Annotated in this window: 12 protein-coding genes; 11 read left to right on the top strand and 1 reads right to left on the bottom strand. The window is 48.1% G+C overall.

The annotated features are described in order from the left end of the window. Positions 1-74 precede the first annotated feature (74 nt). The 6 genes from H525_RS0122060 to H525_RS0122035 are packed head-to-tail and all read left to right on the top strand — an operon-like array spanning position 75 to position 6029. The gene (locus H525_RS0122060; RefSeq protein ID WP_027417972.1) at positions 75-1673 is read left to right on the top strand and encodes an ABC transporter substrate-binding protein; all 1599 of its coding nucleotides are present in this window, start codon (positions 75-77) and stop codon (positions 1671-1673) included. A 22-nt stretch (positions 1674-1695) separates the two neighbouring features. Then, a complete protein-coding gene (locus tag H525_RS0122055) occupies positions 1696-2700 on the top strand; it encodes an ABC transporter permease (RefSeq protein WP_027417971.1) in 1005 nt (334 codons plus the stop codon). Positions 2701-2713: 13 nt separating this feature from the next. Then, positions 2714-3583: an ABC transporter permease gene (locus tag H525_RS0122050; RefSeq protein ID WP_027417970.1), complete on the top strand. Its 870-nt coding sequence runs from the start codon at positions 2714-2716 to the stop codon at positions 3581-3583. Between the two features lie 11 nt (positions 3584-3594). Continuing rightward, positions 3595-4590, top strand: a complete 996-nt coding sequence (locus H525_RS25210; RefSeq protein WP_211237061.1) for an ABC transporter ATP-binding protein — start codon at positions 3595-3597, stop codon at positions 4588-4590. Beyond that, positions 4556-5506 (top strand): oligopeptide/dipeptide ABC transporter ATP-binding protein, encoded by a 951-nt coding sequence (locus tag H525_RS0122040; RefSeq protein ID WP_027417969.1) that lies wholly within the window; start codon positions 4556-4558, stop codon positions 5504-5506. Before H525_RS25210 ends, H525_RS0122040 begins: the two co-directional genes overlap by 35 nt. Further along, the gene (locus H525_RS0122035; RefSeq protein ID WP_027417968.1) at positions 5499-6029 is read left to right on the top strand and encodes a helix-turn-helix domain-containing protein; all 531 of its coding nucleotides are present in this window, start codon (positions 5499-5501) and stop codon (positions 6027-6029) included. The genes H525_RS0122040 and H525_RS0122035 overlap by 8 nt, the downstream gene beginning before the upstream one ends. Before the next feature lie 146 nt (positions 6030-6175). Here the strand turns inward: H525_RS0122035 and H525_RS0122030 are convergent, their stop codons facing one another. Next, on the bottom strand, positions 6176-7615 hold the full coding sequence (locus H525_RS0122030) for an aminotransferase-like domain-containing protein (protein WP_035102368.1): 1440 nt from the start codon (positions 7613-7615) through the stop codon (positions 6176-6178). Between the two features lie 167 nt (positions 7616-7782). On the opposite strand from H525_RS0122030, the gene H525_RS25205 reads away from it, so the two are divergent. The 5 genes from H525_RS25205 to H525_RS0122005 all read left to right on the top strand — a co-directional run bounded on the left by H525_RS25205 (position 7783) and on the right by H525_RS0122005 (position 13400). After that, on the top strand, positions 7783-8757 hold the full coding sequence (locus H525_RS25205; protein ID WP_081413563.1) for a DMT family transporter: 975 nt from the start codon (positions 7783-7785) through the stop codon (positions 8755-8757). Positions 8758-8843: 86 nt separating this feature from the next. Beyond that, positions 8844-9143, top strand: a complete 300-nt coding sequence (locus H525_RS29825) for an isochorismatase family protein (RefSeq protein WP_081413562.1) — start codon at positions 8844-8846, stop codon at positions 9141-9143. A 37-nt stretch (positions 9144-9180) separates the two neighbouring features. Beyond that, entirely contained in the window at positions 9181-10707 is a 1527-nt protein-coding gene (xylB, locus tag H525_RS0122015; protein ID WP_027417965.1) for a xylulokinase, read from the top strand. Positions 10708-10834: 127 nt separating this feature from the next. Further along, the gene (locus tag H525_RS0122010; RefSeq protein ID WP_027417964.1) at positions 10835-12343 is read left to right on the top strand and encodes a xylulokinase; all 1509 of its coding nucleotides are present in this window, start codon (positions 10835-10837) and stop codon (positions 12341-12343) included. A gap of 4 nt (positions 12344-12347) precedes the next feature. After that, positions 12348-13400 carry a galactitol-1-phosphate 5-dehydrogenase gene (locus H525_RS0122005; protein WP_245590551.1) on the top strand — a complete coding sequence of 351 codons (1053 nt, stop codon included), beginning with the start codon at positions 12348-12350 and terminating at the stop codon, positions 13398-13400. The last annotated feature ends 88 nt before the right edge of the window (positions 13401-13488 follow it).

The raw sequence follows: 13488 nt of genomic DNA, 5'->3' as shown, positions 1-13488 counted from the left end.
TTTACAAAACTAAATCTATTTACATATGAAACATCGCATAAATAAAGACAAATCAATAAAAGGAGGATTTCACAATGAAACCAAAGTTTTTTGTTGTGCTGCTTAGTGTTCTTCTCATGGTTTCACTCACTGCGTGCGGAAAAAATCTAAGTGATTCCGCTTCAAAACAAATCGGTGGACAGGACACGGCCACCACGCAAACGAAGGCTGCAAAAGATACGTTAGTTGTGGGGATGACCGCGGATCAGGGAACACTTGACCCTGCCGTAACAATGGACAATTCCGCCTGGAAAATTACGTATCCCACGTATGAACGTCTTGTCGAGTATGACGGGGAAAAGACGGATGTGAAACCGGGGCTCGCAAAAGAGTGGAAGGTAAGCAAGGATGGATTGACGTGGACATTCACATTAAATACAGGACATAAATTTGCCGATGGCTCAACGGTAGATGCAAATGCCGTTAAATTCACCTTCGATCGCATCCTCAAAATTAAAAAGGGGCCGTATGATGTCTATGGTGTGATCAACGAAGTGAAAATAGTAGACCCCAGTACGGTCAGTTTTGTACTGAAAAAAGACTTTCCTCCGTTCCTGTCCACACTTGCTGCCAACTATGGTGGAATTGTGAATCCAAAAGTCGCAGACCATCAGGAAAATGGGGATTTAGGGCAAAATTATCTGGCCAACCATACGATGGGGAGCGGACCTTATCAGTTAACAGAGTGGAAAAAAGGAGAATACATTAAGTTAGAAACCAATCCTAACTCTGCGGTTAAGCCGGCTTTGAAAACAGTCTATTTCAAAATCATTCCGGACTCTTCCGCCCAGCGTTTGCAACTGCAAAAAGGTGAGATTGACTTTGCTGAAGGGATTCCGGTTGAACAGCTAAAAGACCTGGAAAGCGATCCAAACGTGACTCTCTTAAAAAAGCCAAGCCTATTGGTAGATTACGTGTACTTGAATTCCAGCAAAGGAAACCCGGCTCTGAAAAATGTTAAGGTTCGCCAGGCTATTAGCTATGCAATCGATTATGCATCGCTTACCAAAGCTGTGCAACAGGGATATGGAACACAAATGAGAGGCCCGATTCCAAAGGGGTTATGGGGTCATGATGATAATGCCAAGCAGTACACGTATGACCCGGCAAAAGCGAAATCTTTGCTTAAGGAAGCGGGAGTCAATAATTTATCCCTTAATCTTGTATATTCCGACAATAAACCGTGGTGGGAAATCGAGGCCACAACCCTGCAGGCGTATTTGTCCGATATTGGAATCAAAGTAAATCTGAAAAAGGTGGCCTACGCGACGCAGCGTGAATCTATTGATAAAGGAGACTTTGATCTATCACTTGGCGTTTGGAGCCCTGATTTCGGCGATCCTTATATGTTTATGAATTATTGGTTCGACTCGCAGAATTTTGGTCTGGCAGGCAACCGGGCTTTTTATAAAAACGATAAAGTAGATGAATTAGTCCGCAAAGCTGCTTCAATTAATGATCAGGCACAACGGCAGCAACTATATCAACAAGCCCAAACTATCGTGATTGATGAGGCGCCGTACGTTTATTTGTATCAGAAAGATTTTCTATTGCCTATGAACAAGAATGTTCAGGGATTCGTTTACAATCCTATGCTTGAAGGAATTTACAACTTATCTCAAATGTCTAAATAAATGTTAGACAGGAGCATCCACCATGAAACAAATCATCATTAAACGTCTTTTTTTGTTAGTGCTTGTCGTTTTTGGAGTTACGCTGATTACCTTTTTAATCTCACACATCATTCCGGGCGATCCCGCCCGGATGGTGGTGGGGCAGCGGGCCAGTGAGGAAACGCTAAAGGCGGTAAGGCATCAATTAGGTTTAGACAGGCCCGTCTTGGATCAGTACATCATGTATGTTGACGGGCTATTACATGGTAATCTGGGAACTTCGATTCGCACCCAGCAGCCTGTTACGAGTGACCTCCTGACCTTTTTCCCGGCCACCTTGGAACTCGCGCTGCTTGCCTTTTTGTTTGCGATGATTATAGGAATACCTCTTGGCATACTGAGCGCGGTAAAAAATGATACTTACTGGGACCACGGGGGGCGCGTTTTTTCGATTGCCGGTGTATCCATTCCGGTATTTTGGAGCGGCCTGCTGGGCATTCTTATTTTTTACGGTATTCTCGGCTGGTTTCCTTCGAGCGGAAGAATCGATTTACAGGTTAAGCCTCCGACCACAATCACAGGCCTCTATTTAGTGGACAGTCTTTTGACAGGAAATCTCACTGCGTTTAAAAACAGTTTCTGGCATATTTTTCTTCCCGCAGTGACTCTTTCTTATGCACAGTTAGCCATTGTGACCCGTCAGGTGCGGGCTAGTATGCTGGAAGTTCTCAGCCAGGAATACATTCGTACGGCCCTCGCTAACGGAATTAGCGGCCCCTTTTTGCTTATCCGATATGCTTTGCGAAATGCTCTTATTCCTACTGTTACCGTTGTCGGCTTGTCGTTTGGTTCGTTACTCGGCGGCGCGGTCGTAACAGAAACGATTTTCGGCTGGCCGGGCATGGGGAAATATGTGGTGGATTCGATTGCCAATTTGGACTTTCCGGCCATCATGGGGTTTACGCTCTTTATTTCATTCGGTTACGTCCTAATCAATTTGATTGTTGATTTAACATATTATTATCTCGATCCGCAGATTAAAGAATAGGGGGAATTTTCTAATGGAACTTCAATCGGAAACGGTTCTCCCCGTCAGAGATGTAAATCCTTTCTGGTACAAACTTCGAAAAAACCCGATGACGTTAATTGGGATAGGCATTCTTCTGCTCATTTTTATCCTGTCTCTTTTAGCGCCGGTTATTTTACCGTATGAACCTACGAAAATTAATATTATTGAACGGTTTCAAGGTCCCTCCACGAAACATCTTTTAGGAACGGATGAAGTCGGAAGAGATATTTTAACACGCATCCTTTATGGAGCACGCCTCTCGTTAGGCGTAGGTGTGGTTGTCGTTGTGTCAGCCGGATTGATTGGAACCATCGTAGGTTCCGTTTCAGGTTACGCCGGCAAAGTCTTGGACCAGGTGATTATGCGTATCATGGACATTATTCTCGCTTTTCCGTCTATGGTGTTAGCGATGGCGCTTGCGGCCGCGCTTGGCCCTAGCTTACAAAATGCGATGATTGCGATCGCAATTGTAAAAATCCCTGTGTATGTGCGCCTGGCGCGCGGAGAAACGCTTGCGCTGCGGGAAAAGTTATATGTGAAAGCAGCCATAACTTTCGGGATTAAGCCATGGCGCATTATTTTCCGACATATTATTCCGAATGCGATCTCCCCGATTATCATTCAAGTTACGCTCGATATTGGAGATGCGATTCTTTTAGTTGCCTCGCTTGGTTTTCTTGGATTGGGCGCGCAGCCCCCTACTCCCGAATGGGGAGCGATGATAAGCGTGAGCTGGAAATACCTTTTGGATTATTGGTGGTATCCTACATTTCCCGGATTAGCTCTTTTTTTAGCTTCCGGCGCCTTTAATCTGATCGGCGACGGCATTCGGGATATTCTCGATCCAAGATCAAGCCGTTAGGAGGAATGAACATGCTGCTTGAAATCAAAGGTTTAACTGTTGAGTTTCATGGAATGCGGGGAATGATGACAGCGCTGGAAAATATAAATCTCTCCATCGGCGAAGGGGAAATTGTCGGTGTCGTCGGTGAGTCCGGCTCGGGAAAGTCTGTTACGGCTTTGTCCATCCTGGGATTACTAGAGAAAAATGCGACGGTTTCAAATGGAGAAATTTTGTATGCGGGCAGAAATCTCCTTGCGTTAAACAAAAAAGAAAAGCAGGCAATTCGTGGTAAAGAGATAGGCATGGTATTTCAAGAACCGATGACTGCTCTTCACCCTACGATGCGGGTAGGAAAGCAGCTTGTAGAGGTAATTAAGAGACACCGTCACATATCCGGCAAAGAGGCGGCAAAGTTAGCCTTACAGTCATTAAAAGATGTCCATATCCATGACCCGGAATCCGTATTTGAAAAATATCCGTTTGAATTGAGCGGGGGCATGCGGCAGCGAGTGGTGATTGCCCTCGCCATGTCCGCTCCACCCAAATTGTTGATTGCGGATGAACCGACTACAGCTCTTGATGTAACCATTCAGTTTGAAATTCTAAAACTTATGAAAGAACTGTCGCAAAATCGCGGTACTGCCATTTTATTGATTACTCATGACCTTGGCGTTGTATCGCAGCTTTGTGATAGAGTTGCCGTTATGTATGCGGGCAAAGTAGTAGAAACAGGGGGTACTTCGGAAGTTCTCCACTTTCCGCAGCATCCTTATACGAGGGCGTTAATCGATGCCCTCCCGGATTTAGCTGATGTGAACGATACCCTTGAAGCGATTCCTGGCGAAGTCCCTGATCTTCGAAACAGGCCCATTGGCTGTGTTTTCTCCTCGCGGTGCCAGCTTGTCACGAATCAATGCAAACAGGCTGCACCCGCGTTGGAAGAATATAAAAGGAACCATTACGCTGCATGCTGGGTAGGGAGGGAACAAAATGGGTCCGCTCATTCAAATTCAGCAACTTCATAAACAATACAGTACGAAAAATCATATTCTTCATGCGGTGAAAAACGCCAGCCTGACCATTGGAAAGGGAGAGTCCTTCGGGCTGGTTGGTGAATCAGGTTCCGGTAAAAGCACGCTTGGCAAGATGCTGATCGGGTTAGAATCGCCAACTGCGGGGGACATCAATTATGCGGGCGGCCCGCTTTGGAAAAACGGCAGGTTTGTAAACCCGAGAGCAGGAGATATCCAGATCGTCTTTCAAGACCCGCAATCTTCTCTGGATCCTCGGATGACGGTTAAAGATATTATTCGCGAACCGCTCTATGCACTGCCTGAATCCGAACGAAAAGAGAAAGGCTCACCGGCACGCTTACAACTGCTGATCCGCCGGGTCGGGTTGAAAGAAGATCATCTTTCCCGCTATCCGCATGAGTTTAGCGGCGGGCAGCGGCAGCGCATAGCGATTGCCCGCGCGTTAATCACCGACCCGTCTTTTCTGATTCTTGATGAACCTACATCTGCTCTTGATGTTTCCGTTCAGGCACAAGTCTTAAATCTGCTAAAAGAATTAAAGAGAGAGCGAAACTTAACGTATCTTTTTATTTCCCACAATATGTCCGTTATCCGGTACATGTGTGAAAGGATGGCGGTTATGTATAAAGGGCACATTGTTGAGACCGGCCCTTCACAGTCCATGTTTAAACAACCCGTTCATCCGTATACAAAAATTCTTTTATCGTCGCTTCCAAGTGTGCATGAAGAAACATCAAATGGAATGGGGTTTGCGGAACCGGCTCCAATGATGAAAGAGTCCTGTGTTTTTTATGAAAAGTGCCCGGCCCGCTGGGATAAATGCCGTCACGCTGCTCCTGAGACTGAATGTCTGGAAAATGGGCATCAAATTTCCTGCCATTTTAAAGAGGTATCTGTTCATGTTTAACGGTGAACTCGTTCGCAACTTCCGAAAACACAAACAATATACACTTAAGGAACTGGCGGAAAAAACAGGGTTAAGCCCAAGCCTACTTTCGCAGATTGAAAGAGGGATTGTGGATCCTACTGTGGGCACGTTTTGGAAGATTTGTACTGCGTTAAATGTTCCGATCAATGATTTTTTTCAGGATTTCAAAGAAGAATACAGGGTAGTCCGCAAGGAAGAGCGGCGTATGATTGAACTGTCCAATTCCAATGTCCGCTATCACTTCCTGTCACCCGATTCGTCGGGAAAAATAGAGTTTTTACTTGTTGAGATTCAACCCGGAGAGTTATTGGAAAGAGAGTTAGTCTCTCATCCCGGGGAAGAATCGGGCTATGTGATTCAAGGCGAGCTTCTTATCATTATCAAAGATCGGGAAATTCATTTGACAGAAGGGGACAGTATCTTTTTCCCAAGTACAACTCCCCACCGTTACGTAAATCCCGGTAAGGAGATTTCTTTATCGATCTGGGCGATGACACAATAGTGCCATACGAGAAAACTCAAGCGTTAAACAAAGAGGCAGCCGTACAACACAAGGGGCCTCTTTGCTTATGATCACCCCCGGGTAGCGAGTTCATTCCTTGCGAAGTGGCGTCCATGGAATTCTGGAGATTCCACTATCAATCACTTTCAAGAAGAAACACTTCTGATGGCTCGCCCAAATCGCCGTATTCCTTCCTCAATCGTTGCCTCATCTGCACCGGCAAACGTAAGCCGGACAAATCCTTTTTCGGCGCCGTATACCCCGCCGGGTGAAAACAGGACGCCGTTTTTAATGCCGCACTCCATCAGTTTCTCTTCATCTACTTCCCATGGAATCCGGCACCACATATGATAGCTTCCGCTGGGGACCGTCCATTTAACCTGGTCACCTACAACGGCTTCGAGAGCGTTAAGCATAGCATCTCGCCGAAACGTTAGTGAAGCTCTCAACTCTTTCACATGGGTTTCCCATTGAGTGGATGATAAATACATTTGCGCAAGCTGCTGGAGAATGGCACTTGTGCCAAAGTCCATCTGCTGCTTGGCGTCTGCCAGGCGCTCAATGACGGCCCTGGATCCGATGATCCAGCCAATTCGTATTCCCGGTGCAACCGTCTTCGATAGGCTGCCTACATACATCACCATGCCTTCCTGCCGATTCAGGGCATGAAGCGGCGGCGGGGGGGCAGGGGATTTTCCGAGTGTAAGGGCACCGTAAGCATCGTCTTCGACAATAGGAAGGCGAAGCTCTTCACAAATCGTGAGCAATTGCTTTCGTCTTGTAAGAGAAAGGGTGGTGCCCGTCGGATTTTGATAGGTAGGGTTGGTAAAGACCATCCGGATTCTATGCTTGCGATATACATTCACCACTTCATCAGGAAGCAGCCCTTGTTCATCAAGCGGCAGGCGGAAAAGTCTAAGTCCTGCTGAAGCAAACAGGGGGAGAGAGTATGTATAAGAAGGCCCCTCCATCGCTATCGCATCCCCTGGACGCAGCAGGCATTGCGCGATTAACAGCAGAGCCTGCTGAGCGCCGGATGTGATTAAGATTTCATCCGGGTCGGCTGTGATTCCATAGTTCAGCATCAAATGGGCTGATAGAGCACGCCGAAGTGTTTTCTCGCCTTTCGGATCCGGATAGCCCAGCGGAAAGGGCAGGGATAGCTGACGTAATAAGCTATCGATCGTTTTCGACGGCAATAAATCAGGGGAAGGTTCTCCTCCAGCCAGATTAATGGTGTTGTGCTCTTTGCCGGCTTCTTTCATTCGTTTCACAAGCGGGCGCGTCGGTAAGAAAAATCCACCGTTCGTGTACTGGTGCCAATTCGGAAAGCTTTTCAGAGACAGGCCCCACAGATGTTCGCTCACCCGCGTACCACTTCCCCGCACGGATTGGATGAGGCCTGCTGCCCGAAGTTCTTCGTACGCGGCCGTAATCGTGTCACGGTGAACCCCCACCTGCTCCGCCAGTTTACGTTCCGGGGGTAGCGGCATACCCGGGGACAATTCACCGTTGATAATTCGTTTTTCAAAATAGCTGGCAATTTGGCGAAACAGCGGGACACTGCTTTCCCTATCCAGTTTCATCGTACATTTCCCCCTCTTCTCTTCCTCTTCATCTTAAGCGAAATTGGCCGGATAAATAAACCTCCAATTGGCTGAATACAAACCTTTTCTTCCCCTTTATGATGAGGATAAAGGTACGGTGTATGATCGCAGAAAACTCAAAAATACTAGGGAATGAGGGAAGTGGAATGAAAGGCAGAAAAACCGCTAGTTTATCCTGTGTAAAAAAGAAGCAGGAAACGGGTGGAATTTTGTATGGATTTTTGGGTGTGCTTGGATTTAGTCTGACCCTGCCGGCAACGAGGTTTTCTGTTGACTATTTTGGCCCGACAATGATTGGGCTGGGCCGGGCGGTAGTGGCTGCGGTTCTGGCTGGTATTGTCCTGTTCGCACGAAAGGAGAAGCTTCCAACTTATACGCAAATAAAAGGGCTTGTATTGGTTGCCATAGGTGTTATTATAGGATTTCCCCTTCTTTCCGCATGGGCCATGGGCAGGTTGCCGGCCGTCCACGGGGCGGTTGTTCTCGCACTGCTTCCGCTGGCAACGGCAGGGGCGGCAGTGCTGCGGGCGGGAGAGCGTCCGTCACGCGGCTTCTGGTTAGCCAGTATTGCCGGGTGTTTATCGGTGTTAGGCTATGCCGTGTATTCGGGATTAGGAAGCCTGCACACAGAAGATTTTGCCCTGTTGGGAGCGGTGGTCGCCGCTGCTTTCGGCTACGCAGAAGGCGGAAAGTTGTCCCGTGTTCTCGGCGGATGGCAGGTTATTGCCTGGGCGCTTGTCGTTGCAGCCCCCTTCCTGGTTATTCCGGTTATCGTGACCTTCCCAATGAAGGCATTGACCGCTCCGCCGCAGGTGTGGGGAAGTTTTGCTTATCTCAGCATAGGCAGCCAGTTTCTTGCGTTTATCGCCTGGTATAACGGACTTGCTGTGGGAGGAGTGGCACGGGTTAGCCAGCTTCAATACCTGCAGCCGTTTCTCACGATCGTTTGGTCTGCTATCCTTCTAGGCGAGAGGATAACGATCACCACCGTCGGGACGGCTCTTATTATCGTCATCAGCGTGGTTCTTGGGCGGAAGGCCTCTGTTGCATCCACTTCCCCACAAGGTTCGTCTGCTTCACCGCAAGAAAAAGATATTCCACCTCATCCAACATCATCTTAAGTAAAAAGGATCGCCGTTTAATTAAAAAAACAGAAGGGTAGTGAAAAAATAAAACAAGTGGAGGGGTTGGAAGATGTACGCCGGCAATAACAGGGACCTCCGCCTGCAGCTGCGTTTTGTTCACCGCTCATGACGCTTATGTCCACGATTTCTATATCTACGCACCGGAGGATTGCATGGCCGCTAATACAGAAGAGGGAACCGGGCATGCGTTTTATATTATGAATCATGTACTCAAGGCAGACACCGGTCCATCCTTCCAGATCGATTTTTACCTCATAAAAAAGAGAAAGTTTGGCTTACCTTACCCTATTAAATATTGTCATAAATCAATTGTGACAAAATTGTGTATGTATTCCCTCTATTCAATGAAAGAAACGTTATAATAAAAAGAGAGAAAAGCCAGGCAGCAGGAGGGGGAAGATGGATACTCTGTTAGGCATTGATTTAGGAACCTCATCCATTAAGATAATCTTAGCAGATAGAAGTGGAAGCGTTTTATGTTCGACAACAAAAGAGTATAAATTGGTGACTCCAAATGCGGGCTGGGCGGAACAGGATCCGGCTGACTGGATTCAGGCGCTGCACGATGGGATGAATGAGCTGTTCACCTGTTTTCCGAATGAAGCAGGCCGGGTACAAGGAATCGGGATCACCGGGCAAATGCACGGGCTTGTGCCGGTTGGCCTTGATGGAAACCCGGTTTGTAACGCCGTACTATGGGCGGATCGCAGATGCGAAGAAGAAGTAAGAGAACTTGAAAGTAAGATTCCCCTCGAAAAGTGGATGGACACAACCGGCAGCCGTCCCAATGTAAGTTTTACCCTCCCTAAAATTCTCTGGATGCGGCGCAATCAGCCGGACCTTTTTGACCGGACCGCATTTTTTATGCTTCCAAAAGATTTCCTGAGATACTACCTTACAGGAATACGCGCGACGGATGAAACGGATGCGTCAGCCACATTAATGTATGACATCGTAAACAGAGAATGGTCTCAGAACATACTTACAGCGTTTACCCTGGACGCCGAGCGTTTGCCGTCGGTGCTTTCCTCCTCATCTCAGGCAGGTGTGCTAACGGACGGCCCGGCTAAAGCGTTGGGGCTTTCCTCAGGCATTCCTGTCATCTGCGGCGCCGGGGATGCGGAGGCGCAGGCGATTGGCAATGGAATTGTGCGCCCGAATTCTTGGTTATGTACAATCGGCACGGGCGGGCAAATTTTCACCCCGGTCGCACAGGCCAATACAGACAGGCAGGGACGAATTCATACCTTATGCCATGGTGTCAGCGGAATGTGGCACGTAATGGGGGCAACCCTGTCAGCGGGCATGTCCCTGCAGTGGTTATCCCGCCATATCTTACATATGGAGGGCGATGGGGCTTATAACGAATTGGTGGATCTTGTGGCCCATTCCCGTCCCGGAGCCAATGGGCTCATTTTTTTGCCTTACTTATTCGGAGAACGGACTCCTCATATGGATGACAAGGCAAAAGGGGCTTTCATTGGTTTTAACTTTCACCATATGCGGAAGGATATGGTTCGGTCCGTCATTGAAGGCGTTCTATTCTCCCTTCGTGAATGTATCGACATCATGCAGGAGATTGGTCTGCCATTCCCCTTGTCCATTTGTATGACCGGTGGGGCGGCGGAAAGTATAGGATGGCGGCAGTTGGCCGCGGATATTTTCGGCGTGCCGGTTACCCGCTGTACGAGCCGTGGCGGTTCCGCGTACGGGGCGATTATACTGACGGCCGTTGGCATCGGCTGGTTTCCTACCGTCGAAGCAGCGGCAGATTCGTGGGTGACCGCCATTGATACCGTATACCCGGACGACACCGCCCATGAAGCGTACCGGGAACTGTATGAAATTTTCCGGGACGCTTATAAAAATTTACAGGGCACTTTTGCGAAATTGGACGATGCTGCAAAGAAGTCGCCCCGCTCATGACCGCTACAGCAATTAACAAAATAGAAAAGGCATGTGTCTTACATGGAATTGGTTTCACCCGTGCTTTCGGTTTGCTGCCACCCATTGTCGAATTATTTTCAAAGGATAAATCGAGAGGAGGGGACGTATGGGAAACGAATACCTGCTTGGTATCGATATAGGTACGTCCGGCTGCAAGGTAGCCGCCTTTACAAAAGATGGGCAGGTCGCTTTTCAGCGTACGGAGGAATATGAGACGCTGCATCCGGCTCCGGGTTATGTCGAGCAAAATCCGGAAGATTGGTGGAATGCGGTGTGCAGGGCAACCGGCCGCATGATGGCGGAATCCGGTATCAGCCGAGGAGAAGTCAAAGGGATTGGAGTGGATGGTCAGAGTTGGGCGGCAATTCCCGTTGACAGGAACGGTACGCCTCTCCGTAATGCCATCATTTGGCTTGACCGCAGAGCGGTAAAACAATGCGAAGAATTAAAACGCACGATTGGGGAAGACAAAATATTTTCCGTCAGCGGCAATCCGTTATCCCCTTCTTATACGACAGGTAAAATCCTCTGGATGAAAGAAAACGAACCGGAGCTTTACAGGAAAACGTACAAGTTTTTGCAGTGCAACAGCTACATTGTGTATAAGCTGACCGGAAAATTAACCCAGGATGTTTCGCAGGGGTATGGAATCCATGCCTTTGCAATGGAGAGTGGACGATGGGATTATGACCTGTGCAGCCGGATGGGCATCGAGCCGGGGATGCTGCCCGACATCTATGAGTGCAGTGCCGTTGTTGGAGAAGTGACCGGGAGAGCGGCTGAAGAAAGCGGGCTGGAGAAAGGAATTCCTGTTGTTGCCGGGGGATTGGATGCGGCCTGTGGAACGTTGGGAGCCGGAGCGATTCATCCGGGGGAAACACAGGAGCAGGGCGGCCAGGCCGGTGGAATGAGCATCGTCATGGATCATCCGGTAAAAAATGAAAAGCTGATTTTGGGCTATCATGTGGTTCAGGATAAATGGCTCCTGCAGGGAGGAACGGTAGGCGGAGGCAGTTTGAAATGGTTTCGCAGAGAGTTTGCCGACGAATTGGGTCGGATTAAAAATCAGAATTTTTTTGATTTTGTCAATAAAGCGGCCGGCCGCATCAATCCCGGCAGCGACGGACTGATCTATTTGCCGTATATGGCGGGGGAACGATCCCCGATCTGGGACGTGAACGCCAGAGGTGTTTTCTTAGGGCTCTCCTATGAAAAAACAAAGGGCCATATGATCAGGGCGATGATGGAAGGCTGCGCCTACGCCCTGCACCATAATCTTCAAACGGCAGAAGCCGGGGGAGTGTGTGCCGGTGAATTGTTTAGCATAGGGGGAGCAGCAAACAGCCGCATTTGGACCCAGATTAAGGCAGATGTGACCGGAAAGACCATCAGGATTCCTTCTTCTGATACGGCAACGACATTAGGAGCCGCGATACTGGCAGGCGTTGGTGTGGGAATGTATAAGAATTTTGATGAGGCCGTGACTACAGCCATTCAAATTAAGCGGATACACCACCCTCATTCAGCATTTTATGAAATCTATCAAAAAGACTATGCGATTTACCTTGAAACGTATCAACGTTTAAAAGATTTATTCCCCAGATTAGGAAGGTGAGTATATGGAAGCTATGAAAGCGGCAGTTTTATACGGTCGGGACGATTTGCGGATAAAGAATATGCCTGTTCCAGAGCTGCTTGACCATGAAATCCTGGTAAAGGTAATGGCTACGGGCATATGCGGTTCGGATTTGCCGCGTGTGCTGGGTGACGAAGCGCACTATTATCCGATCGTATTAGGCCATGAGTTTTCCGGAGTGGTCGAGAAAGTCGGAGGCGGCGTTACAAAGGTAAAAGCAGGGGATCGCATTGCGGGTGCCCCGCTTGTGCCCTGCCATGAATGCAGGGATTGTCAGAGAGGAAATTATGCCCAGTGTAAGAACTATACGTTTATCGGGTCACGCGTCTACGGAAGCTGGGCCGAATATGTAAAAATGCCGGAAATCAATGCGGTAAAAGTCGCGGATAATGTGAGCTTTGAAGAGGCCGCGTTGTTTGAGCCGTCTGCCGTTGCGCTTCACGCGCTTCACCATATCGGTTATCAAGGCGGAGAGGATGTAGCCGTTCTGGGCGGCGGAAATATCGGAATGCTTACCCTACAGTGGGCGAAAGTCCTGGGAGCGAAAACTGTGACCGTGTTTGATATCGATGATGATCGGCTGGAAACGGCCAAAAAACTAGGGGCAGATTATGTCATGAATACGCTCCACCCGGATTTCAAAGAGGAATACGCATTGATTACGAACGGCCGCGGTTTTGGTGTTGTCATGGAAACGGCCGGTTCTATGATTACCATGAACCTCAGCTTCGAGCTTGCTGCCAATAAAGCAAAAGTATGCTTTGTCGGCACGCCTACGAAAGACATTACCTTTCCATTTAAGCGATTTGAGCAAATGAATCGGAAAGAGTTCACGTTAACGGGTTCCTGGATGTCGTATAGCGCACCTTTTCCCGGAAAAGAATGGGAGCTTACCGCCCACTTTCTTGCCAAACAAAAATTGAATTTTAAAGATGTTGTCTTTGGGAAATTTCCTCTGGATGAAATAAACAAAGCCTTTGACCTGTATAAGACACCGGGAACTGTAAAGGGAAAAATATTGCTGTTAAATGAGTAGTTTATCAATGATAAGGGCCTGCGGGTCCTTTTTTTTCCGTTAAAGAAAGTATATGTTGCTTTACAGTGTTAAAGCAACATATACTTTC

This window comes from Aneurinibacillus terranovensis DSM 18919, from assembly GCF_000430625.1.
GTDB classification, from domain to species: Bacteria; Bacillota; Bacilli; order Aneurinibacillales; family Aneurinibacillaceae; genus Aneurinibacillus_B; species Aneurinibacillus_B terranovensis.
Note: the sequence above shows the minus strand (reverse complement) of the source record. Positions and strands in the feature narration are given on the sequence as shown.